Origin of the sequence: Bradyrhizobium sp. LMTR 3 (genome assembly GCF_001693485.1) — a bacterium.
Taxonomy (GTDB): Bacteria; Pseudomonadota; Alphaproteobacteria; order Rhizobiales; family Xanthobacteraceae; genus Bradyrhizobium.
The window spans coordinates 30802-54501 of sequence record NZ_MAXC01000010.1; the positions used below are offsets into that span (position 1 = coordinate 30802).

Annotated in this window: 21 protein-coding genes; 10 read left to right on the forward strand and 11 right to left on the reverse strand. The window is 63.2% G+C overall.

The window, feature by feature from the left end; translation table 11 throughout:
- Positions 1-261 precede the first annotated feature (261 nt).
- From LMTR3_RS08405 to LMTR3_RS08425, 5 genes are read left to right on the forward strand one after another with little or no spacing between them, the layout of a single operon-like run.
- Positions 262-2052: a peptide ABC transporter substrate-binding protein gene (locus LMTR3_RS08405; RefSeq protein WP_065744693.1), complete on the forward strand. Its 1791-nt coding sequence runs from the start codon at positions 262-264 to the stop codon at positions 2050-2052.
- 25 nt (positions 2053-2077) lie between these two features.
- On the forward strand, positions 2078-3037 hold the full coding sequence (locus LMTR3_RS08410; RefSeq protein ID WP_065744627.1) for an ABC transporter permease: 960 nt from the start codon (positions 2078-2080) through the stop codon (positions 3035-3037).
- Positions 3003-3923 (forward strand): ABC transporter permease, encoded by a 921-nt coding sequence (locus tag LMTR3_RS08415; protein WP_065744628.1) that lies wholly within the window; start codon positions 3003-3005, stop codon positions 3921-3923. Before LMTR3_RS08410 ends, LMTR3_RS08415 begins: the two co-directional genes overlap by 35 nt.
- Entirely contained in the window at positions 3923-4915 is a 993-nt protein-coding gene (locus LMTR3_RS08420; protein WP_065744629.1) for an ABC transporter ATP-binding protein, read from the forward strand. Before LMTR3_RS08415 ends, LMTR3_RS08420 begins: the two co-directional genes overlap by 1 nt.
- The gene (locus LMTR3_RS08425) at positions 4912-5880 is read left to right on the forward strand and encodes an ABC transporter ATP-binding protein (RefSeq protein ID WP_065744630.1); all 969 of its coding nucleotides are present in this window, start codon (positions 4912-4914) and stop codon (positions 5878-5880) included. The genes LMTR3_RS08420 and LMTR3_RS08425 overlap by 4 nt, the downstream gene beginning before the upstream one ends.
- 144 nt (positions 5881-6024) lie before the next feature.
- Here the strand turns inward: LMTR3_RS08425 and LMTR3_RS37370 are convergent, their stop codons facing one another.
- Both LMTR3_RS37370 and LMTR3_RS08430 read right to left on the reverse strand, forming a co-directional pair.
- Positions 6025-6270, reverse strand: coding sequence for a hypothetical protein (locus tag LMTR3_RS37370; RefSeq protein WP_141686523.1), 246 nt, complete (start codon positions 6268-6270; stop codon positions 6025-6027).
- Positions 6271-7091: 821 nt separating this feature from the next.
- Positions 7092-7292 carry a hypothetical protein gene (locus LMTR3_RS08430; RefSeq protein WP_065744631.1) on the reverse strand — a complete coding sequence of 67 codons (201 nt, stop codon included), beginning with the start codon at positions 7290-7292 and terminating at the stop codon, positions 7092-7094.
- A gap of 111 nt (positions 7293-7403) precedes the next feature.
- On the opposite strand from LMTR3_RS08430, the gene LMTR3_RS08435 reads away from it, so the two are divergent.
- Positions 7404-7835 (forward strand): hypothetical protein, encoded by a 432-nt coding sequence (locus LMTR3_RS08435; protein ID WP_065744632.1) that lies wholly within the window; start codon positions 7404-7406, stop codon positions 7833-7835.
- Positions 7836-7856: 21 nt separating this feature from the next.
- On the opposite strand, the gene LMTR3_RS08440 is transcribed toward LMTR3_RS08435, so the two are convergent.
- Both LMTR3_RS08440 and LMTR3_RS08445 read right to left on the reverse strand, forming a co-directional pair.
- Positions 7857-8639 carry a 2-keto-4-pentenoate hydratase gene (locus LMTR3_RS08440; protein WP_065744633.1) on the reverse strand — a complete coding sequence of 261 codons (783 nt, stop codon included), beginning with the start codon at positions 8637-8639 and terminating at the stop codon, positions 7857-7859.
- A gap of 3 nt (positions 8640-8642) precedes the next feature.
- Positions 8643-10394: an acyl-CoA dehydrogenase family protein gene (locus LMTR3_RS08445; RefSeq protein ID WP_141686524.1), complete on the reverse strand. Its 1752-nt coding sequence runs from the start codon at positions 10392-10394 to the stop codon at positions 8643-8645.
- A gap of 182 nt (positions 10395-10576) precedes the next feature.
- On the opposite strand from LMTR3_RS08445, the gene LMTR3_RS08450 reads away from it, so the two are divergent.
- Entirely contained in the window at positions 10577-11515 is a 939-nt protein-coding gene (locus LMTR3_RS08450) for a LysR substrate-binding domain-containing protein (RefSeq protein ID WP_084029488.1), read from the forward strand.
- A gap of 103 nt (positions 11516-11618) precedes the next feature.
- On the opposite strand, the gene LMTR3_RS08455 is transcribed toward LMTR3_RS08450, so the two are convergent.
- A complete protein-coding gene (locus tag LMTR3_RS08455; protein WP_065744635.1) occupies positions 11619-12065 on the reverse strand; it encodes a hypothetical protein in 447 nt (148 codons plus the stop codon).
- A 421-nt stretch (positions 12066-12486) separates the two neighbouring features.
- Here LMTR3_RS08455 and LMTR3_RS08460 point away from each other — a divergent pair, with 421 nt between their 5' ends.
- Positions 12487-13053 (forward strand): 4'-phosphopantetheinyl transferase family protein, encoded by a 567-nt coding sequence (locus tag LMTR3_RS08460; protein WP_176721840.1) that lies wholly within the window; start codon positions 12487-12489, stop codon positions 13051-13053.
- Positions 13054-13057: 4 nt separating this feature from the next.
- Here the strand turns inward: LMTR3_RS08460 and LMTR3_RS08465 are convergent, their stop codons facing one another.
- From LMTR3_RS08465 to LMTR3_RS08475, 3 genes are all read right to left on the reverse strand, one after another.
- Positions 13058-14356: a lysine N(6)-hydroxylase/L-ornithine N(5)-oxygenase family protein gene (locus LMTR3_RS08465; protein WP_065744637.1), complete on the reverse strand. Its 1299-nt coding sequence runs from the start codon at positions 14354-14356 to the stop codon at positions 13058-13060.
- A gap of 20 nt (positions 14357-14376) precedes the next feature.
- A complete protein-coding gene (locus LMTR3_RS08470) occupies positions 14377-15375 on the reverse strand; it encodes a GNAT family N-acetyltransferase (RefSeq protein WP_210184682.1) in 999 nt (332 codons plus the stop codon).
- A gap of 292 nt (positions 15376-15667) precedes the next feature.
- Positions 15668-17371, reverse strand: a complete 1704-nt coding sequence (locus LMTR3_RS08475; protein ID WP_065744639.1) for a cyclic peptide export ABC transporter — start codon at positions 17369-17371, stop codon at positions 15668-15670.
- Positions 17372-17685: 314 nt separating this feature from the next.
- Between LMTR3_RS08475 and LMTR3_RS08480 the strand changes: the two genes are divergently transcribed.
- Positions 17686-18747 (forward strand): siderophore-interacting protein, encoded by a 1062-nt coding sequence (locus LMTR3_RS08480; RefSeq protein ID WP_176721841.1) that lies wholly within the window; start codon positions 17686-17688, stop codon positions 18745-18747.
- Between the two features lie 70 nt (positions 18748-18817).
- Complete coding sequence (locus tag LMTR3_RS08485; protein ID WP_065744641.1) at positions 18818-19642, forward strand: ATP-binding cassette domain-containing protein; 825 nt, start codon at positions 18818-18820, stop codon at positions 19640-19642.
- 29 nt (positions 19643-19671) lie between these two features.
- Here the strand turns inward: LMTR3_RS08485 and fhuB are convergent, their stop codons facing one another.
- The 3 genes from fhuB to LMTR3_RS08500 all read right to left on the reverse strand — a co-directional run bounded on the left by fhuB (position 19672) and on the right by LMTR3_RS08500 (position 23696).
- The gene (fhuB, locus tag LMTR3_RS08490; RefSeq protein WP_210184683.1) at positions 19672-21678 is read right to left on the reverse strand and encodes a Fe(3+)-hydroxamate ABC transporter permease FhuB; all 2007 of its coding nucleotides are present in this window, start codon (positions 21676-21678) and stop codon (positions 19672-19674) included.
- Positions 21665-22600, reverse strand: coding sequence for an ABC transporter substrate-binding protein (locus tag LMTR3_RS08495; protein ID WP_065744642.1), 936 nt, complete (start codon positions 22598-22600; stop codon positions 21665-21667). Before LMTR3_RS08495 ends, fhuB begins: the two co-directional genes overlap by 14 nt.
- Positions 22601-22691: 91 nt before the next feature.
- Positions 22692-23696 (reverse strand): alpha/beta hydrolase, encoded by a 1005-nt coding sequence (locus tag LMTR3_RS08500; protein WP_065744643.1) that lies wholly within the window; start codon positions 23694-23696, stop codon positions 22692-22694.
- Positions 23697-23700: the final 4 nt, after the last annotated feature.

The following is a 23700-nucleotide window of genomic DNA, read 5'->3' on the forward strand; positions in this document are numbered from 1 at the left end:
CCGATCCGGCGAACAAATTTTTTGCAGTGCAAAGCGCGATTTCGCGCGCTTTGACGCGCCGAGACCGCCGGAATGCCAACGCGATGTGCGCTGCAATGGGGTTTCTGCCCAAGCAGAAATCATTGGCCGCTTCCATACTGCCAATTGTTGACAGGCGGACATTGACCTCCGGGGCATTTGATGTGCCATCTTATCCTGGGACACATGACGCTGCCGCCCGGCGGCGCTCCGCACAACGCCAAAACCAGATGGGGGACAACGATGCTGGACACCGAACTGCGGACCATGATCGACGAGGTGAAGGACGGCCGCATGGATCGCCGCGCCTTCGTTCAGCGGATGCTTGCCTTCGGTCTCACCGCGCCGATGGCGACGCAAATCCTCGCCGTCGGCGGCGTGGCCATGGCGCAGAGCCCCGCCCCCTACAAGCCGACCAAGCGCGGCGGCGGTGGCCCGCTGAAGCTTTTGTGGTGGCAGGGAGCGACCTTGCTCAATCCGCATTTTGCCACCGGCACCAAGGACCAGGACGGTTCGCGCCTGTTCTACGAGCCGCTCGCGAGTTGGGATGCCAACGGCAACCTTTGTCCGATTCTCGCTGCGCAAATCCCGTCTATTCAAAACGGCGGTCTCGCCGCCGACGGCAAGTCGGTGACCTGGAAGCTCAAGCCCGGCGTCAAATGGCACGACGGCAAACCTTTCACCGCCGACGACGTCGTGTTCAACTGGGAATACGCCCGAGATCCCGCCACCGCGGCGCTGACTATCGGCGTCTACCAGGACATCACCGTCGAAAAAATCGATGACCTCACCGTCCGCGTCCTGTTCAAGAATCCCACCCCGTTCTGGGCCGACGCCTTCGTCGCCGTGGTCGGCTGCATTCTGCCCAAACATCTGTTCGCGGAATACAAGGGCGCCAAGTCCCGCGAGGCCCCGAACAATCTGAAGCCGGTCGGCACCGGTCCCTACAAGTTCGTCGAGTTCAAGCCGGGCGATCTTGTGCGCGGGGAAATCAATCCCGACTACCACATGCCGAACCGCCCCTACTTCGATACGATCGAGATCAAGGGCGGCGGCGATGCCGTCTCGGCGGCACGCGCGGTGATCCAGACCGGCGAATATGATTATGCCTGGAACATGCAGGTGGAAGACGAGGTCCTGCTGCGCCTGGAGAAGGGCGGCAAGGGCAAGACCGTCTACACGACCGGCGGCGATATCGAATTCATCGCACTGAACTTCACCGATCCCAACACCGAGATCGACGGCGAACGTTCGTCGATGAAGACCAAGCATCCGCTGTTCTCCGATCCGGCCGTACGCAAGGCGCTGGCGCTCCTGATCGACCGCGAAGCCGTTCAGAAGCACATCTATGGTCGCGCCGGCCGCACCACGGCCAGCTTCCTCAACGGTCCCGAACAATTCGTCTCCAAGAACACGAAATGGGAGTTCAGCGTCGAGAAAGCGGTCCAGGTGTTGGAGGAGGCTGGATGGAAGGCCGGGGCCGACGGAATCCGTGAGAAGGACGGCAAGAAGCTGAAAATCCTGTACCAGACCTCGATCAACGGCCCGCGGCAGAAAACCCAGGCGATCGTCAAGCAGGCGTGCCGGAAGGCCGGCATCGACATCGAACTGAAATCGGTGGTGGCCTCGGTGTTCTTCTCCTCCGATGTCGCCAATCCCGACACCTATTCCAAGTTCTACGCCGACATCCAGATGTTCCAGATTCCGATGACCCAGCCCGACCCCGCTCAGCACATGCGACGCTTTCATTCGCGCTTCGTGGCCACCAAGGAAAACAAGTGGCAGGGCCGAAATTTCCCGCGCTGGGTCAACAAGGAGTTCGACGCGGCGATCGATGCGGCCGAAGCTGAAACCGATCCGGTCAAACGTGCGGCACACTATATCAAGGCCAACGACATCATGTGGCAGGACACGGTGACCATCGCCGTGCAGCACCGCCTGAAGGTCGGCGCGGCAGTCAACTCGCTGCGCCCGGTGCTCAGCGGCTGGACCAACGACACCGACAATATCCAGGACTGGTATCGAGAGGCCTGAAAGCCGGCATAGGCGGATCGTCCTCATGCGGCAGTATATCCTGCGTCGCCTGCTGATCGCAGTGCCGAGCCTGCTCGGCATTTCGCTCGTTCTGTTCACGGTACTTGCGCTGGCGCCCGGCGATCCGTTCGCAGAGCTCGTGACCAATCCAAACGTGCCGCCCGAAGTGGCAGCGTCGCTTCGGGCCAAGTTCGGCCTCGACGATCCGGTCTACGTCCGCTACCTGCGCTGGCTCTCGGCGATGGCGCAGGGCGACTGGGGCTTTTCCTTTGTCAGCCGGATGAACGTGGATATGCTGATCCTGCAGCGCCTGCCGACCACGCTATACGTGATCGGATCGGCGCAAATACTGGCACTGCTGATCGCAATACCGGTCGGCGTCTTCGCCGCCACCCGGCCCTATTCGATCTTCGACCAGATCGCCAACACGCTCGCCTTCATCGGCTTCTCGCTGCCGACTTTCTTCACGGGGCTGCTATTCATCCTGATCTTCTCGATCACGCTGGACTGGCTGCCCTTTGTCTATTCCAGCGATATCAAGGCGACCGGGATACGCTGGCTCTTCGAGCATATCCGCCAGGCCATCATGCCGGTGATGGTGCTCGGCCTGTTCCAGGCGGCTTCGATGACGCGCTTCGTGCGCTCGGCCATGCTGGACGTGATCCGCCTTGACTACGTCACCACCGCCCGCGCCAAGGGCCTCGGGCAATCGAGGGTGATCGTCAAGCACGCGATGCGCAACGCGATGATTCCGGTCGTCACCCTGGTCGCGCTGCAGATGCCCGCCGTGTTCGGCGGCGCCATTGTCACCGAGCAGATCTTCCGGATTCCGGGAATCGGCTCACTGCTGATTTCCTCCATCCTCTCCAACGACACGCCGGTTGTGATGGCCGTGACCTTCGTCTTCGCCTGTCTTGTGGTGCTCTTCAACCTGATCGCGGATGTCCTCTATGGCTGGCTTGACCCTCGCATCTCCTTCCGCTGAGCGGCGGCCGGCCTGGTCGCCCTGGCGCGAGACTTGGCGGCGCTATCGCCGCCATAAGCTCGCCGTGGTCAGCGCGTTCCTGCTGCTTGTCCTGATCGCAGCGGTGGTATTCGGCCCATTCGTCTGGCGCGTCAGCATCAACGACATCGATTTCACTGCGCGCCTTGAGGGCCCCTCGCTCGCCCACCCCTTCGGCACCGATGATCTCGGGCAGGATATCCTCGCCCGCATGATCTATGGTGGACGTATCTCGCTCGCGGTTGGGCTTGCCGCCATGGCGGTCGCCGTCCTCGTCGGCACGCTGATCGGTGCGCTCGCCGGCATGTCGCGCGGGGCGCTCGGGCACGCGCTGATGTGGCTGACCGACCTGTTCCTCTCGCTACCGCAACTGCCGCTGCTGCTGCTTCTGATCTATCTGTTCCGCGACGGGCTCAAATCCGTGTTCGGGCCCGAGGGCGGCATCTTCATCTTGATCGTGCTCGTCATCGGCGGCCTGCGCTGGATGCCGGTCGCGCGGCTGGTGCGCGCTCAGTTCCTCTCCTTGCGCGAGAAGGAATTCGTCGAAGCCGCGCGCGCGCTCGGCGCCAGCCCGTTGCGGCAGGTGGTGCGGCACATCCTGCCCAACGCAGTCGGCCCCGTGATCATCGCCGGCACCATCGACGTCGCCGCCGCGATCATCGCCGAATCGACGCTGTCGTTTCTCGGCCTCGGCTTTCCGCCTGATACCCCGACCTGGGGACGGTTATTGTTCGACGCCAAGGACTATCTCGACATCGCTGCGCATTGGGCGATGTTTCCGGGCGGCGCCATCTTCATCGCGGTCGTCGCGATCAATTTCATCGGCGACGGCCTGCGCGATGCGCTCGATGCGCGGCGGGTGATCTGATGACCCCATTGCTCGAAATCAAGGGCCTGAAAACCCACTTCGCCACCGACGACGGCATGGTTCAGGCAGTCGACGGCGTCGACATCACGCTTCATAAGGGCGAGACGCTGTGCGTGGTCGGCGAGTCCGGCTGCGGCAAGACCGTCACCGCGATGTCGATCCTGAAACTGATCGCAATGCCGCCCGGCCAAATCGTCCAGGGCCAGATCCTGTTCGAGGGCCGCGACCTCGTGCCGCTCACCAGCAGCGAACTGGATAACATCCGCGCCAAGGATATCGGCTTCATCTTCCAGGAGCCGATGACCTCGCTCAACCCGGTGCTATCGGTCGGCGAACAGGTTGCCGAGAGCCTGCGCCGCCACGAGGGCCTCTCCAACAAGGACGCACTCGCCCGCACGGTCGAGATGTTCAAGCTGGTGCAGATCCCCAACGCGGAAGCCCGAGTCCATGATTACCCGCATCAGTTCTCGGGCGGCATGCGCCAGCGCGTCATGATCGCGATGGCGCTGGCCTGCAAGCCCAAGCTCGTCATCGCCGACGAACCGACCACCGCGCTCGACGTGACCATCCAGGCGCAGATCCTCGACCTGCTGCAGGACATGAAGGACCGCTTCGGCATGGCGGTGATGCTGATCACCCACGCCATGGGCGTGGTGGCCGAAACCGCGCAGCGGGTCGTGGTCATGTATGCCGGCAAGGTGGTCGAAGAGGCCGATGTCGACAGCCTGTTCGAAAGCCCGCGCCATCCCTACACGCAGGGCCTGATCCGCTCGATCCCGCGCATCGACCTTGCTGCCGCGCACAAGACCCGGCTGGAAGCGATCGGCGGCTCGGTGCCGATCCTGATCAATCCCGCGCCCGGCTGCCGCTTCGCGCCGCGCTGCCGCTACGCCTTTGGTCGTTGCGCCGAACAGGAGCCGGTGCTGCGCGAGGTCGCACCGGGCCATCGCATGGCGTGTCACCTCGAAGAAGCGCGCGGAGAGACGGCATGAGCGAACCCCTGCTGCGCGTCACCGGTCTGAAAAAGCATTTTCCCGTCAAGGGCGGACTCCTTTCGCGGGAGGTCGGGCGCGTGCATGCGGTGGACGGCGTGTCGTTTGCAGTCAATCGCGGCGAAACGCTCGGGCTGGTCGGCGAGTCCGGCTGCGGCAAGTCCACCACCGCGCGCTGCGTGCTGCGCCTGGTCGAACCCAGCGAAGGCGAGATCGTCTTCGATGGGCGCGACGTGCGAGGCCTTTCCGGCGGCGACCTGCGCGCCATGCGGCGCAACATGCAGATCGTCTTCCAGGACCCCTTTGCCTCGCTCAATCCGCGCATGACGGTCGGCGCGATTCTCGGCGAAGCCTTCACCATCCACGCGCTCGCTTCCTCGGCAAGCGAGCGGGATGACCGCGTGGCGAGCCTGCTCGTCAAGGTCGGGCTGAAGGCCGAGCACATGCGCCGCTACCCGCACGAATTTTCCGGCGGCCAGCGCCAGCGCATCGTGATTGCGCGCGCACTTGCGGTGGAGCCGAAGTTCATCGTCTGCGACGAACCGGTTTCCGCGCTCGACGTCTCCATTCAGGCGCAGGTGATCAATCTGTTGGAAGACCTGCAGGCCGAGCTCAAGCTCACCTATCTGTTCGTCGCCCACGATCTCTCCGTGGTCGAGCATATTTCCGACCGCGTCGCGGTGATGTATCTCGGGCGCATCGTCGAGTTGGCTGACGCGAGCGACCTCTACCGCAATCCCCGACATCCCTACACGCAGGCGCTGCTTTCCGCCGTGCCGGTGCCGGACCCGAAGGTGAAGCGCAAGCGGATCCGGCTGCAGGGCGACGTACCCAGCCCGATGAACCCGCCGCGCGGCTGCCACTTCCACACCCGCTGCCCGATCGCCGAGCCGCGCTGCCGGGAAAGCGCGCCCGAACTGAAGCAAGGCAGCAACGGGCATTTCGTGGCGTGTCATCTGGCCTGACAGCGGCGCGTATCCGGCCGAGCTATCCGCCGCTTCTCGGGCGGCGGCAAAGAATTCAATCCCTGAAAACAATGCGGCCCCGCCCCGGCAGCGGTCGAACCACTCGTGCCGGGGCGGGGCCGAAATCAGATCGTGGGCGCTGGTCTAGCGCGTGTGAACGCCGTTTTTGCGGATCAGGTCCGAAAGCTGGGACAAAAGCTCCCGAAGCCTGGCATTCTCCTCGATCAGCGCATGGGCTTCGTCGGCCTGTTCGTTGCGACGAAGGGCGGGCTCATCCCCGCTAAGGGCATTCTCAAGCAGTGAAAGAGCGTCGTCGGTAGGTTCCTCAACCCAAAATGAAGGTTCAGCGCGGCGGTCTCGCTTATTAAGCTGCGGATGGTCTACTCGCATGATGATACTCCAATTTTAAAAAGCGAATCGTGCCCCCAGTCACCTTGTCGCGCGCGGAGAATGAGGTGAGTCGGCAGGCAAATTTGCGACTAAAATTGGAATCGTGCGGAGACGACCCCGGCGCTAAAGCGGCGTGATTGCGGCAAGCCGTGAGGCCCGCGCGCTGCAAACCTGCAGCCTGCGCGTGCGATTTAGAGAAACGTCGACAATTGATAGAGCGCGTAAAGAACCTCAAGCCCCATGAGAACGAGGGCTGCGATCATCAGATAATAACCAAAATGCATGCGGAATTTGAAACCAATGCCTCTCGCGGCCCGTGCGGAATCGCGCCAGGCCGTAAATCAAACTCGATACGCGTCGGAAGGGACAAGCCTCCGGCGAACCATGCGTCGGGCAACCAGGAACAAAAAGGCCTCCGCCGCCGCGGAAGTGACGCCTTTGCCTCTGCCTTTGTCGCGAGCCTCTTCTTGACCGGAGGTCTCTAGTTCGACGCCAGCTCGCCTGTTCACACACCGTGGAAAATCTTGATTCCCCACAGCACGATGACGATGGCCAATACCAGCGTAGCCGCCGTCAGTACACTTTCTAAGGAAGCGACTCTCATACTAACTCTCCGCTTCCCAGCCCCGCTAACGGTCTAGGCGATTCGTTGATTCGACCGCAATCGCGCGATCACAATGGCTTGAACGTTGCTTGGCGGTTGTGTTTTAGAGGTCACACATCTGGGTATGGCGGCGCATTTCTCCGCCGCAACGACGCAGCCACGCGCCTGCGGAAGCGGAAATGCCCGCCTCGTACGACGGCTTCTTCGATTGAAGGGTTTATTCGGGCCGGCTTGCCGGAGCGTAGGGACCGGGCGGAACCGGCGCGCTTCGCCGCCGTTCGGCGAGCGCCGCCAGGCGATCGTATTCTTCCGCCACCTTGAGCAGGCGCCCCTGGTCCTTGACGGCGACCGCAGCTAGCTCCCTCGTCCGTTCCGCGCGCTTGCGCCAGTGCTCCGCATTGGTCAGGAAATCCGTCATCGGTACGCCCCTAAGGTGGTTTGCTCCCCAGCCCACCCCGAGACGCCAGAAAGGCCGGCGGTACGTCAAAAATTAGGCCTAATCCGATCTGCCGTGTGACTCGAACGACGCATGAACTATCTGGCGAGCCTTTTCGCCGTTGCCTTTCCGACGCAAATTTGCCCCGGACTCAATGGAAAGTTCGTCGCTGAAAAGGCGACTGTGCCACCTTGTGATCAGGAAATTGTCATGAGTACCGAACATTCACCGCGTGCCAGACGGGCCGGCGTCGATGCATTTCGGGACGCCGGACATCGCGACAACGTCGTGCCGCTGCGTCAGGACAAGTACGAGCTTCGAGCACGCAACGCGCCGCTTCGAGGCGACGCCCTCCTTGCCGCGCTATCGCCCCTGCTCGACGAAGCCGACGGACTTCGCAGAGACGGCGCGCGGCAGCAGGAAAACGCCAATCTCGGGCTGCTGCTCGAGGAGAATGTCCGGCTGCGAAAGCTTGCGGTCAGGCTGTCGAATCTTCTTGGCGACCTTCCCGAACAGGGCAAGTGAGATCGGCCTTGCCGCCGCTCGTCACGCATAGGTCGCCGTAACGCGCCCGAACGGGCCGAAATCCGCGACATAGGTCTCACCGGGCTTCGGCCGCAACATGCCTGTCAGCGTCCCCGTGCTGACGGTCTGCCCCGCCTTCATTCCGATGCCGGTGCGCGAGAGCTCGTTGGCGAGCCAGGTGAGCGGCACCATGGGATGGTCGAGCGCCTCCCCCGCCGTGCCCTTTCGGCGCAGCGTGCTGTTGCAGGTCAACGACACTTCCTGCCCGGCGATGTCGCGCGTCTTCCAATCGGGGATCGCGGTGCCGCAGACGATGATGCCGCTTCCCGCGCCATCGGCGAGGATCGCAGGCAGCGGCGGAAACGTGGCGTCGTGGACGAAGCGGCATTCGGCGAGTTCGATTCCCGTATGCAGCGACACCACCGCCTCGGTGACCTCAGCCAGCGTGTAGGACTTTTCGCGCGGCGGCAGATCGACGCCCAAGCGCGCCTGATACTCGACTTCGGGAATCGGGCTGCAGAGTTTGGCATGCTCGACGCTGGCCGGCGACTCCATGATCGGCGCGAACACCCGGCCATAGATCGGCGAGTCCGTGCGAAGCTGACGCTGTAGCCCCTCCTTCATGCCGGCGATCTTCCAGCCGACGACCTCCCAGCCCAGCTCTTCCGCGACCATGCCGGCGACGCGATAGGCTGTCGCCTTGTCGGGCGGCACCAGCCGTCGATCGAGGCCGCTTTGCGGGCGTCGTTCACGGCGCAGCGTCGCGAGCAGGCGGGCGAGTTCACGTTGGTGAGCGATGTCCATGACTTACCCCTGCACCAGCGCGGCAGCCTCGCGCAGCGAGACCGGCGCATCGCCGAGCAGCAAATCGATCGCTGCGTTCTCCCAATGCTGCGCCTGCAGATTGGTAGACGAATGTTCGGCCAAGCGATGCTCGAGCACAAAACGCGAAAGCAGCAGGCGGCGTGCGTCGCCGCCGTCGTTGCCGAGGCGCGTGCCTTCGGACGCCAGTAGCGCAGCCGTCGTCGCGTGGTAGAGCTTTCCGGCGGCGATCCTGCAAAAACGCTCGTTCTCGGGATCCGCCGCAACCTGTTCCGCAAACCGCATCGCATCCGTCAGCGCGCCGGAAAGGCGCGTCCGGAACTGACCCGGCATCCCGGCCGTGTCGTCCAACCGGCGGCCGAGATCGTCGCGCAACGCCTCATGGCCCCGCGCCTTTCCCACCGCGCGCTGGACCGCATCGAGCGCGTTGATGTTGCTGGTGCCTTCCCACAACAGGCCGAGATGGGCATCGCGAACCAGCCGCGCGTTCGGCCAGTCCTCGATGTAGCCATTGCCGCCGCGGGCCTCCATCGCACCCGTGGCGACCGTGACGTTGTCCCGGCACGCCCGGTATTTGGCGATCGGCGTCAGCAGCCGCAGCACCTTGTCGGACGCGGTCGACGAGTACAATAGCGCCGACAGCGCCTGCTCCGTCGGGACCATCAGCTTGAGCAACTGCCGGCGCATCAGCGGATGGTCGATCACGGTGCGCCCGAACGCGTTGCGATGCCGCGCGGCGATCATCGCCTCATTGAAGCATCGCCGCATCATGCCCGCCGCGCGCGCAAGGTGCGACACGCGGCTCGAATTCACCATGACCAGCATGTGCTTGAGGCCCTGATCGAGCTCGCCGAGCTGGTAGGCTGTGGCGCCCTCGAAAACGATCTCGCCGCTTGCCATGGTGCGGCTGCCGAGCTTGTCCTTCAACCGCAGGATCCGGTAGGAATTCCGCCGTCCATCGGAAAGCACTTTTGGCATCAGGAACAGGCCGAGCCCGCGACCGCCCGCCACCGCGCCTTCGGGCCGGGCGAGCAGCACCGCCAGTTCGGCGTCGACGTTCGAGCAGAACCACTTTTCGCCCCACAGCTTCCAATCCCGGCCATCGCTGACAGCGACGAGTTCGCCGGCGCCCACATCGGAACCGCCGGTTTTCTCGGTCATGAACTGCGCGCACTTGAGCAGCGCGGCAGGATCCTGACTCCACATCGGTTCGAGATATCGCTGGCGCAGCTCATCCGTACCGAAACGGCGCACCAGCTCAGAAGAACTGTCGGTGAGGTTGACCGGACAAAGCAGGCCGAACTCGGCTTGCGCGAACAGATAATGAAAGACGTATTTTGCGATCGGCGGCATCGGCGAAGGCCAGTCCAAGACGCCACCGCGATTGCACATCGCGTGCATGCCGAATTTTCCGAACGCGATGCTTTCCATCTCGCGATACGCTGGGTGATACTCGACCCACTCCTCGTCGCGGCCGTAGCCGTCGCGCGGGTGCAGCACCGGTTGATGGCGCTCGGCCTGATCAGACAAATCATGCAGCCGGCCTCCGGCGAGTTCGCCGAGTTCCGAAAGGTGCGGCGCGAGATGCGCCAGCAGTGGAGCCTCCATGTATTGGGGCAAGAGGCCGCGCAGGCTTTGGTCGAGCGAATAATAGTTCAGCCCGCGACAGGTGGGTGCCAGCGCTCTGGAGCGCCGGGCTGCCGCCTCGCGGCCGGTCAGATCGACATGAATGGTCATGGGCATCTCCCTCGGCTCCGCCCGCCCGGGCCGCACCGGCCTGGACGAAACTTGCGGAAAATATCGGCGTATGAGCCGGGGAGCTCCCGTGCAAACGACTTCTTGGGTCGGGGGCTTGAGCCAGACTCAACGCTGCGGTTCCCCCCGTTTGCCGGCCGGTCCTTTTGAACTAAGCTCTCGCGATGGCATCACGACGACTTCCTCCGTTGCATGCGGTGCGGGCGTTCGAGGCCGCCGCACGGCACTTGTCGATCACCCGGGCAGCCGACGAACTGAACGTGACCGTCGGCGCCGTGAGCCGGCACGTCCGCGCCCTGGAAGCGCGAATGGGGACCGCCCTTTTCCTGCGCGGCTCGCGCGGCCTGGTTCTCACCTCCGCGGGCAAGACGTTTGCCGATTCCGCCCGCGAAGCATTGGACCGGATCGCAGATGCCGCCGACGGGCTGCGGTTGCGGCGTTTCAGGCGGCTTTCGATCGGGGTCTATGGCTTCTTCGTCTCGCGCTTCCTGCTGCCGATCTGGCCCACGCTCAATGCGGCCTATCCCGATCTGGAAGTCGACCTGCACACGAGCTCCAATCCGCTCGACCTTCTCGCCAGCCGTTACGATGCGGTGATCGCCGTCTCGGACGGGCAGCCTCGCGCCGGGCTCGTCACCCATTCGTTGCTGCCGATTGCGACCGTGCCGGTCTGCGCGCCGCAGTTCATGACGAACGGCGCCGTGGATTTCGCAACCGTTCCTCTCCTGCATGCACGGCCGCGCCCGGACGATTGGCGGCGGTGGCTCGATCACGCCCAATTCGCCGACGTGCCCGTGCAGGGCGGCAGCAGCTTCGAAAGCCTCGGCCTGACCATTGAAGCGGCGGCCGCCGGCATGGGTGCCGCCATCGCCATCGACGGCCTTCTCGCGTCCGACCTCGCACGCGGCAATCTCGTCAAGGCCCATCCAACCGTTCGCCCGACGCGCCGGCAGTTCGTGCTCGAATACGAGCAGCGCATGGCTGACGATCCCGCGCTGACGGCCTTCGTCGCCTGGCTGAACAATGCGCGTGGCCAGCAAGCGCCCAAGAAGCCCGCCGCGAAGAAGACAACTGCGAAGGCAGGTTCAGAATGCGCGCGTTGAGTTTTACCGTTGAGTTTCACTCAAGGCGCGCTCAAAAAAACTCGAGTGTTTCAGTTTTGGCGGATGAGACGTAGACGGGTAGCGAACGGGCGGCACCCTCGCATCAAGTATCTTGGCTCACCGCAATCCGCCGTTCCGGCCGCCGGATATCTTCGCGCTCGCCGTATGAACCGAACTCGCGCAAGAGCTTGTCTCTGTCCTCGGCCGAGATGACCGATCTGGGCGCGAACCGGCTGGCCTTTTTCTCGAGCAAAGCGTGCCGAAAGCCAAATCGGCAGATCACGCTATCCAGACTCTCATCGTTGCGCCGAAGGCGGCGGCCATGAAAATCCATCCACTTCTCGATCCGTTGCAAACTCAGGCGTCCGAGGCCAGGCTGCCCAAGGAGCTCACCCCTGGTGTGCAGCGACGCAATCTCGAGGAGGTAGTTGATGCGCGTGGATGGCTCCTTGCTGACGAGCCCCGCGTGGCGACTGCGAACCAATATGGTTGCAATTCGCTCCGGCAGATAGCTATCGATATGCTGCTCGAGAGGGACGGATTTTATCATGACCGGTTCCACGTTGAATATCTGCCGATGCGAGTGAGAATGAATCTATCAGCACCGCAAGCGCACGTGACCTCGGCCTGTCTCAGTTAGATGGATTCTAAGTCAGATCACCTCGACACGGACCTCTGTACACCCGCGGGTTGCAAGCGGTTGCGCGTTGGCCGATAAGCCCGTGGACATGGCCGACTCCCTGAAGGCTCGACAAGGACCATTTGCCGCATCGCTTTCAGTGGCGCGTGCAAGCGCCTCCCACGCGTGGTCCATAGCCGTGAAATGCGCGGCTCCGCAGGATCAATTGCGGGTGCGATGCTTGGGCGATGCTGACATCATGAGGCCGGCCGGACAGTTGGAACCGGAAGAGATCGTTCTCTGGCTGGCAGCGATACCTCCATCGCGGGAGATCGCTGCCAGAGAACCCGGCATGCTCAGCATCGATCGAGCTGCGAAACTGCTCGATGCCGGTGAGACCGATCGCATGGGGCGATTTCTGCACATCGAAGATCGACTGAGCTATCTGGCTGCGCATGCGGCCGTTCGCCTCATGCTTGGCGGACTTGTCGATCAACCGCCCGAAGCCCTGCGGTTTCAACCATCGGAGCATGGCAAGCTCATGCTCGTTGCCGGCCCAGTGGAGATCGACTTCAGCCTGAGCCACGCGAGGGGCACTGTCGCCGTTGCAGCGGCCCGTATGCCGATCGGAATCGATATCGAACCGCTGCGGGAAATCGCCGATATGGATTCGGTCGCCGAAATCGTTCTGGCGGCCGAAGAGCGGGAGGTTCTACGGAACGCTCCCGCGGCGCTTCGGTCCCGGCTCTTTCTTCGCTACTGGACCCTCAAGGAAGCCGTGCTGAAGGCAGCCGCCCTCGGATTCACGATAGCTCCGAACACCGTGACCGTCGACGCGGGCCCGTCACCCGCCGTGCTGTCGGTTCCGGCTGCGCTTGGATCAGCCGAAGAGTGGCGACTCATCGCGCCGGCGATCTAATGGCCTAAGCGATGAGCTCGCGGCGCGAAATCGTCGAAAGCAGCGATTCTGCGATTTCCTGCGAGCGCGTGGCAAGAACGGAGAGCAGCGTATCGCTCAGGCCGTGAGAGGCCTCCGAATATCCCTGAAGATGGATTTGCGGTCGAAAAGCCGGACTGGTGACGAGCCTATAGTTGCGGTCCAACACGGTGTCGCGAATGTAGCGCTGGATCGGCTCAAGAAACGCGTGCGGCGTCTCCCTGTCATAGCCCGTCGCCAGAATGACAGCATCGTAGGTGGATCGGCGCTTTGCGCTGCCGAACTTGTCAACGGTGCCGATCTCGATGCCTTCAGCGGTAGCATCTATGCTCGTTACTTCGCTACGCGGATGCAACGCGATCCCCGTCGTGCCGCTGACGCGCTGCTGATAGAGCAATCGATACAACTGGTCCAGGAGGTCGGCATCGACCACCGCATAGTTCGTGTTCCGGAAGTTGCGAACGATCGCGTCTCGCCGCTCGGCGGGCTGCGCATAGATGAAATCGGTGTAATCAGGATTGAAAATCTCGTTGACGAACGGGCTGCTGTCGGACGGCTTCAAGGCATGGCCGCGAAAGATCAGGTCAATGCTCGCGTCCGGAAATCGCCCGCGAAGGTCGACCGTCACCTCGGTCGCGCTCTGCCCTCCCCCGACCACGGCCACGCGCGCGGCCTTTCCACCGAGGCCTATGTCATCGACGGTGTCGAGATAGCGGCTGGAGTGCAATAATCTCGGATCATCGGCGATCTCTGCAAATACTTGCGGGGTATACGGTCGCCCTCCCACCGCGACCACCAGGTTCCTTGCAAGCCGCACCGTTTCCCCGCCGGCGAGCGTCCGTGAATGAACGCGCAACGACGTCACCGACTGCCCGACCGTCACCGGCTCGATGGCGACGATGGTTTCGCCGTAGGCCGCCTGAGACTTGAACTGGGCTGCTACCCACCGCAGATAGTCGTTGAATTCAATCCGGCTCGGATAGAACGTTCGGCAGTTGATGAAATCCTGCAAACGGCCGCGCTTGTGCAAATAGTTCACGAAGGTGAACGGACTGGTCGGATCACGCAACGAAACGAGGTCCTTGAGAAACGAGATCTGCATGTCGCTGCCTGGAAGCAGCATGCCGCCGTGCCAGGTGAACTGCGGCTGCTTCTCCACGAACAGAGCGGTGCATTTCAGACGTGATCTTCTGGCGGATTCATCCAATGCGATCGCAAGCGCAAGATTGGACGGCCCGAATCCGACGCCGATGACGTCGTGCTCGATCGCAAACTGGTGAGACATAGCTGCGCTCCGTTCGGGCGTTAGGACGTGATCGCCGGGCTGGTAGCTGCCGGCAGCCACAGCCGGTCACCAAAGAAGCGTTCGCGCAACAGCATCACGAGCGTGGCTCGCTTGTGCGGAAAATCGAAGTTTTTGATCTTTGCGAATCCCGAGACTTCCAGATTTCGGAGTTGCTGCGCATGCGCCGCCGCCGGCTCACCGACGATTCGTTGTGTTCGACAATCGTCCAGGAACATGTAGTGCATCAGTGATGGCAGCCAGGCGCTGATATAGCGGCTCCCGCGATAGGCGTCCTCGCCGACGACGACATGCCAGCCGCGATCGTAATCGTCGGCATCGTAGAACGGCGCGATACGATTCTCCTTGGCCCAGTAGAGCTCGAAATAGCCGAACGGCTCGTCGTCGAAGCAGCCGATGAGCGGCAGCATGTGCGGGTCCGCCAGGATGCCGGAGAGATAGCGCCGATGCTTTTCGAGATCGCCCGCTTCGTTCCAGAACGCGTCGACGCGGGGATCGTTCATCCACCGGTGCAGTAGATGCAGGTCACCGTCCGTGTTGGCGACGCGAAAGGAGATCACTTCGGCGAGCCAGGGTATGAAGCGGGCGTAGACCTTTCCAACAGGCTTTGGCGACCGTCGCGGATGGCGCTTGCCGTCCGTCATGACGTGCAGTTGCGGCAATGGCGGCCGTTTCGCATTGACGAGCCAATTGTCCCGCCGCTGCATGATCAGTTCGGGAAGCAGCACGAGGTCTGCCCCCGCCGTGAGAGCGAGACCGTGGTTCATCAGCTCGCGCGCAAGCTCCACGCTGGCTGAATCCAGCACAAGCCGGTCAAGTGTCGGCCGCCATCCAAACGTGGCTTCGGCCGCCGCCGAAACCGCCGAGATCGCCAGTTGCGGATCGTCGGGTGTGGTCAATACCTTCAGATGATCGAGCCGTTCATCGAGACGCAGGCGCATCACCGTCGTGATGCCCACGGCAATGCGGAGATCTCCCCCGCCGTCCTGAACGACGGTCATGGAAAAATCCGGTCCGATCGGGAATGCGCGAGGCCCTGTCGCGGAGCTCGAAGCTTTGTTCATCCGGCCCTCGCATCGCAAACGTGGTTGCTTGAAACAGCACGCGATCTTGACGCGCGCCTGCGATGTAAAGCACTCGCGTACAGGATGACAAGAAATGCAGGCACACGCAGTTTAGATTTCTTACAAATCCGACAAAGCGGCGTCGCCAAAGACATCGCACGCGTTCCCCTGCGCGCATCTCGAAAGAGCCAGAACTTCGACGCAAATCTTCCGAAAGAATAAAATAGCTCTAAAGAGAGGCGTCGGTTGGAACCGATGACGACTTGATGATGTCATGGGCTCGCGCATCGCCCGCGACAATCTTTCCGTGCCGCAATCGCACCAGATGATCTGCCACACCGAAATAGCGGTCATCATGCGAGATCACGATGATCGTCTTGCCCATACGCTTCAGGTCCGGCAGCAGTTCCGTGTAGAAGATGTGCCGGAAGGCAGGGTCCTGATCGGCGGCCCACTCGTCGAACACGAGTACCGGCCTCTCCTCGAGCCAGGCATTCATCAGTGCCAGCCGCTTGCGTTGACCGGTCGACAAATCCGTCGTCGTAAACACGCCGTTCTCGACCGAGACCTTGTGCGCGACCTCCAATCGCTCCAGATAGCGCTCCGCGACGTCAGGCACCATGCCCGCTCCCTGCAGAAGATCTTCGAACAGGTAATAGTCGGAAAAAATTGTCGTGAAGAGCTGCCGGTAATCATCCCGCGTTTCCGCTACGACAGGCAGACCGTCGCGAAGCAGCGCACCGCTCTGTGGCGCGTAGAGACCCAACAGCAACTTGATCAGCGTGGTTTTTCCGCTACCGTTTTCACCGACAATGAAAACGATGTCCCCTTGGCGGACGTGCAGGTCAATCGGTCCGAGCACGAAGGGGTTGCTGCCGGGCACTGCGCGGAAGCCGTACGATACGCCACGGAGCTCGATCGATTCGATCCTGCCTGATCCATCCGGCGCGGCCGGGGGCGCGGCCAGCAAGCCCTGCTCGGGCGTCGCGAACTGCTCCGAAAGCTCGGCGATCCGCTTCATCGCCACCTGCGCGCGGCCCAATGCCGGCAGGATGCCGATCACCTGATCGATGGGCCCCCGCATATAGAGCAGCACCAGAACGAAGCCGCTGGAGACGGCGGCCGGGCTGTCGGGCCAGAGGAACGGACGCAAGGTCAGCGCGACGCCGATCACGACGAAGAACAACATCGTGCCCAACGCCCGCGCAGTCACAAAGAGGTTGATCGATTTGATCTGCACCGCGCTGATCCGGTCGACGGTGCGCTGAAGCTGGTCGACATAGACACGCTGACGGCGGGCGCGGTTCAGGCGCAGCTCCTTCGCGCCCTCGGCGATCGCGCGGTAGTGCTTCTGCAACTGGTCTTCGGAATCGCGGGCGACGTTGAAGCCCTGAACGCCGCGCGTTCGCGCATAGGCATGCGCGAGCGAGCCGAGGGCGATGACCAGCCCCGTGATCAGAAAAAGCGGCCACGACAGGACCGCCAGATAGACCATGCAGCCGAGCGTGATGACGACGGACACGAAGAAGGAGGAGAAGAAGAACGCGAAATCGCTGATGGTGTCGACGTCATGGGTGAGGACCGGAATCAATCGATGCGTCCGGTAGATTTCGAGCTGGTCGATCGGAGCTGCCAGAATTTTTGCGGCGAGCGACTTGCGCAGCTCGGCGATGATCCGCTGGCCAACATAGTTGGCGCTGATATCGGCGCCGATCGAGCCGATCAGGATCAAGAGACACAGGCCCGCAAACGCGAACAGCAACGTTGCGACGTCGTCTTGCGACGCGTAAAGCCCGCGATTGACGACCGCGAGCAGCCCCGCAACGCTGGCGCCACCGACAACGCCGAGAACGGTGCCGCCCAGCACGATCGGCCAGTAGGGCCGCAGGAGATGCAGAATCTGCGCCGTCAGGCCGCTTCGTGGATTCATCATGAGTGCCGCGCTGGAGTAGAGCTGAAGCGAACCTACACGGCCCGTCGTAGTACGAATAGACTTGCGGGAGTGATGCGAATACATGATGGCAGCATCGCTCTTCCAGCGCTTATTTTTCGGCCTCTTTCGATTGATTCTAATTTGTGATCGGCAACGCGTTTAATAAAATGCGAGTAGTAGAGCCTTTGCGTCGCAGCCGGCGAGCGAGTAGGACATGGATCCACCAGGGACATGGATCCGGTGTCGAGCTGCGATATCCGGAAATCGAAGCGTGCGCAGGCCAGCATCGGGCAGGCCCGACTGGAGAAATGACTTTGGATTCGCTTGTTTCCGAAACCCGCATTCCGATTGCTGATGCCGCCGGCCTTGCTGCCCGAATGATCGATCATCTTGCCGAGCATGATATCGCCTTCGAGGACCAAGGCGGCCTGATGGTGGCGAAGCTGCCGTTTGGAACCAGTTCGCTCGCCGTCGAGGCCGAGGCGCTCAAGATCCGCGTCGAGGCCAACGACAAGGGCAATCTGGAAATGCTGCGCTCGGTCGTCGCTGCCCACGTCATCGAGTTCGCCGGCGATGAGCCGCCGACCATCGTCTGGTCCGGCCATGAATCCAACGGCGGCACGCTGGCCAACTTCCGCGAGGTGCGGCTGAAGGCAGCGATCGACCTGACGCCCCGCATGCGCCGGCTGACCTTCACCGGCGACGACATCGCCCGCTTCGTGAACGACGATGAGCTGCACGTCCGCCTGTATTTTCCGCCGGAAGGCCTCGCCAAGCCTGAATGGCCGTGGCCCGCCCCCGACGGACGCATCCTGTGGCCGGAACCGGACCGCAGGCCCGTCACCCGCTACTACACCATCCGCCGCATCGATCTGCAGGCTTGCGAGATCGATATCGATTTCGTGGTCCACGATCACGCCGGACCGGGCTCGGCATTCGCCCTCAATGCGCAAACCGGCGCCATTTGCGGCATGGCCGGCCCGCTCGGACGCAGCATTCGTCCGGCGCGCTGGTTGCTGCTGGCGGGCGACGAGACCGCCCTTCCCGCCATTGCGCGAATTCTCGAGACGCTGCCGGCGACAGCAACCGGTGAAGTCTTCATCGAAGTCGCCGACCGGCTTGAGCAGATTCCGTTGATCGCGCCAGCCGGCGTATCGATCCAATGGCTGCATCGCGACGAGCGTCCGGCCGGGACGACGCAGCTATTGGTCGATGCCGTCAGGGACGTGCGATGGCCGGATCATCGCGAGGTTTTTGCATGGGTCGCATGCGAAGCGCAGGCGCTGAAGGCGCTGCGAAACCATCTGCGCGACGAGCGAAAGCTCGCCCGCGAGCAGCATCTTGCGGTCGCGTATTGGAGCCTGCGGCAGCCATGACGTCCCTACACTTGCAGACCGACGGGACGACCTTGACCTCGCACCGCATTATCGCCGCAGGCACTTTCTCATGCACGTAGTTCGGCCAACCGAAATCGCGCAAGCCGCGCCCGATGCGGCCGCGCCCTTGTTCGAACTGGAGCAGGTGGAGTTCGCTGTGGCTGGCCGCGCGCTGCTCGAACCGCTCACCCTGTCGCTTCCCGCGCGCAGCGTCGTCGGCCTGATCGGGCACAACGGCTCCGGCAAATCGACCTTGCTGAAGTTGCTGGCGCGGCAGCAGCCAAGCTCATCCGGCACGATCCGGTTCGAAGGCCGCACTTTGCGCGAATGGAGCGATCGGGAGTACGCCCGCAAGGTCGCCTATCTGCCGCAGCAGACGCCGCCAGCCGCCGGCATGCTGGTGAAGGAGCTGGTCGCGCTCGGGCGCTATCCCTGGCATGGCGCGCTTGGCCGGTTCGGCGACACTGATCGCGACAAGGTTGCGGAAGCCATGGCGCTGACCCACATCGAGCCGTTTGCGGATCGGCTGGTCGATACGCTGTCAGGCGGCGAGCGCCAGCGGGTCTGGATCGCCATGCTGGTTGCGCAGGATGCCGAATGCCTGCTGCTCGACGAGCCGACTTCGGCGCTCGACATTGCCCATCAGATCGAAGTGCTGTCGCTGGTGAAGCGGCTCGCGCGGGAGCGCAATCTCGGCGTGGTCGTCGTGCTCCATGATGTCAACATGGCGGCACGCTTCTGCAACGAGATCATCGCCTTGCATTCGGGAAAGCTGATTTCGCGCGGGGCGCCGGACAAGATCATGACGCCGGCCGAACTCGAAACCATCTACGGCATTCCGATGGCCGTGATGCCGTCTCCGGATCACAGCCATCTCATCAGCTTCGCACGGTAAGATCACAAATCATTCCTCACCGTCTCGCGTCATCCGCGCTGCGGTCGCAACAGCCACAGCAGATAGGGCCCGGCGAGCATCATCGCGAAAATGCCGGCCGGCATCTGGAACGGAAATATCACCATTCGCCCGGCCCAATCGGCTGACACCATCAGGATGGCTCCGATCAGCGCGGCCAGCGCCGTCTGATGAAGCGCGCGCTGCGCCCCCATCATCCGCGCCATATGCGGCGCGATGAAACCGACCAGGCTCAATAATCCAACCATCAGCGTCGCAGTCGCCGTCAGCAATGCGGTCAGCAGCATGATGATGATGCGGCTTCTCGCCATCGATACGCCGATCGAACGCGACGCCGCCGAGCCGAGCGGCAGAATATCGAGCCAGCGTGACAGCATCGGCACCATGATCAACAAAAGGGCCGCCGCGGCGGCCAGGACCCAGGCCTCGGCCGGACTGATCTGATAGAGCGATCCGGTCAGCAACGACAGCAGCATGCCGATGCGCGGATCGCCGGTCGCCAGCGCCATGGCGATGATCGCGCCGAACGCCGCGCTCATGGCGACACCAGCCAGCAGCACACGCTCCGGACTGAATTCGGACCGCCGGCTGAACAGCAGAACCAGCCCGAGCACGATGAAGGCTCCGATCCCGCCGCCCGCAATCTGCGCCACGCGCGTGTGGGAGGGAAGGAGATAGAGGAGAACGATCACGCCCATCGCGGCGCCGTAGCTGATCCCCATCACCTCTGGAGCCGCCATCGGATTTCCGGTCATGCGCTGCAGCAGCGTGCCAGCCACCGCCAGCGTGGCCCCCGCGGCCAGGGCCGACACCACGCGCGGCCAGCGCCACGGCAGGAATTCCTGGATGCCGGCGAGACCACTCCAGCTCCAGCCCTCGGCACCGACCCCGACTGCGAGCGCGACCCAGACCACGAACAACAGCAAGGCCAGACCAAACAGGATCACCCGCCAGGGATGATCAAGACGTGGTGGAACGGATGGGATGAGGTTTCCGACCGGGGCTGCGGACCGTAGCCGCGGCAACAGCACCAGCAACATGGGCGCGCCGATCAATGCCGTGGCTGCGCCGGCCGGCATCTCGCGATAGCCCGGCGGAATCAGCAGCACAAGCTCGTCTGCCAGCCACAGCAAGCCGGCGCCGCAGAGCGGCGCCCAAATCAGCCGATCGCGGAAACGCCGCGCGCCTGCAAGCATGGCAAGAGCCGGCCCGGTCAAACCGACAAAGCCCAATACGCCGACCACGCTGACGACCGAAGCGCTGAGAGCGATCGCAATGCCAAGCGCGCAGACCCGCGCGCCCGTCAGACCGAGGCCGAGATTGCGCGCGGTCTCGTCGTCGAAGCCGAGCAAGGTCAGCGGGCGGACCATTGCCGCGATCAGCACGAACGAGATCAGAAACCGCGGCGCCAGGAACGCCGCATTGCTCCAGTCCTGCTGATTGAGATAGCCCGCGCCCCAGATGAACAGGCCGATCAGGTAGTCATGGTTGAGCAACACCAGGGCCTGGGTCGTCACGGCGCAGTAGTAGCCCACGATCAACCCGGCCAGCACCAGCACGACCGGCGATAGCGCACGTTTCCAGGTGAGGCCGAACACGCACAGGAACGCAGCGAACCCGCCAACCAGCGCAATCCACTCGCGGCCCAAAGCGAGCAGCGATGGCGCCCACAAGGTCGTCACCGCCAGCGCGAGATAGGCGCCGTTCGAGACACCGAGCGTGGTCGGTTCGGCCAGCGGATTACGCAGCACCTGCTGACAGACGGCGCCGGCAAGGCCCAATGCTGCGCCGGCCAATAGCGCCACCGCAATTCGCGGAAAGACGGTATAATGCACGAGCATCTGCTGCGGATCGTTGATTTCAGGACGCCACAGCACTGGCAACCACGCGTTGACAGGCAGATATCCCGACAGATGCCGAAAGGTCAGCGCAGCCGCCGCCGCAAACAATAAGCCGATCAGTATCGCAGGATGCATCTCGATCCCGGATCGGGCGGGCAGCGCGTCAACCTTGTTCATTGTTTTCCTGCGGCAAACGTTCGGCGAGAAGACGTGCGAAGCGTTCGGCCGCCGGCACGCCGCCATAGAAGAATTGATTTCCCAGCACCGTCAGCCGCCCCGAGCGGAGGAACGGCAAGGTCCGCAGCACCGGGCTTGCGTTGAGCAGGGCTTCAATATCGGCAACCCGCGAACTCATCAGAACCAGCCGCGCATCCGGAACCTTAGCGAGCACTTCAAGGCCGACGCTGGTATGTCCCCACGGACCGCTCTGGCCGGTCCAGGCATTCTTCAACCCGAACTGACTGAGGACTTCCTGGTAAAGGCTGTTCGGCCCGAACACGAGCGCACGGTTGCGCGCGATTTCGCTGACGAGATACAGCGGCTTGTCGTTGCGACCGCGAAGCTGATCGCGGTAGCCGGTCATGGCGGCATCGAAGCGCGCCAGATAGGCCGCGCATGCCGCCTGCACACCGAGACGCTGGGCCAGCTCCATCGTCGAACTGCGCGCTGTTTCAAGCGGATGCCGGCCGGGCTTGAAAATCGTGAAGACCTCGACCGGGGCAATCAGCTTGAGCCGGGGTATTGCGGCCGTGATGCTTGGATCGATGATGATAATATCGGGCGCAAAACTCTGCAGCAGTTCGAGATTTGGCTCCGAACGCAGGCCGATTTCCTGAACGCTTGACGGGACAGCCGGCTCGACGACGAGCCGGCTGTAACGCTCGATCTCCGGCACAACCAGCGGCACGATGCCGAGCGCCAGTATAGTCTGCGCGCAAGCCCAGCCGAGCGCGGCGATGCGGGGGCCTCCTTGCGGTGCTGCGGCTTGAGCAAGCGCCATCGGCCAGCCGCCTGCAAACACCCCTCCGCCGATGCCCGCGCCTGCCATCAGAAGCGCGCGGCGAGACAGCCTGTAATCGGAGAGTGAATTCTTGCTCATGGGGTGCGGCTCGGGGACGGCTTGCGGCGAGGCTGCGAGAGACGGGAGTTATGACATACCGTCATATGCCATACCTTCATATGCCATACCTTCATATGCCCCGTCTTTCCATGCCCGGCCGCTGCCTTTCGCCTGCGGCGCGAAACGCGCCAGCCAGCGCCTGCCCGATCGCCGCCCGCGCCTGCAGGGCATCGGCCACGACATTGCCCATGCGCAAGAACTCGTGGATCATGCCCGGATAGATCTGCAGGTCGACGGGAACGCCGGCGGCGCGGAGCCTTGCTGCGTAGTCGCGCCCTTCGTCCACCAAGGGATCGCATTCGGCAAGCACGATGAGCGCTGGGGGCAGTCCTGAGAGATCTTCCGCGGCCAGCGGCGCAAACCGCCAGTCGTCACGGTCTGAATCGTCGCGGAGATACTGCCGGAAGAACCAGTCGACGGTGCTGCGCTCCAGGAGATAACCGGAACCGTATCGCTCGTAGGAATTAGATGTTTGCCGGGAGCTCAGGCCGGGATAGGCAAGAACCTGAAGGACGGGCTGCGGCAGGTTTCGGTTCGCCCTTGCTTCGATGGCGAGCGCCGCGGCGAGCGTGCCGCCAGCGCTATCGCCGCCGACGGCCACGCGGTCGGCATCCAACCCCGCAGCAGACCCCTCACGGCCGATCCAGGCCAGCGCATCGACCGCATCCTCGAACGCGGTCGGAAACCTGTGCTCCGGCGCAAGCCGATAGCCGACCGATAGCACGGCGGCGCCGCTGTCTTCCGCAAGACCGCGGCACAATGGCTGATGTGAGTCCAGGCTTCCGACGACAAAGCCACCGCCGTGCATACAGAGAAGGACCGGCGCCGGATTGCGACGGCTCGGCTCCTGCTTCGCGTAGAGCCGCGCGTCGATCGTGGCTCCATCGCGCGTCGGCAGCGCGAGATGGCGCTCATACGCGAGCGCCGGCGGATCGACATCGAGCAACGGCGAGGATGCATCGAAATCAGCGCGTGCCTGTACGGCCGTCAGTTGCGGAAACGGAATGCGTGATCCGCTTTCGGTGCCAGCCTGCACCATCTCGAGCAGTGCGGCGATATCGGGATCAAGGCTCATGCGA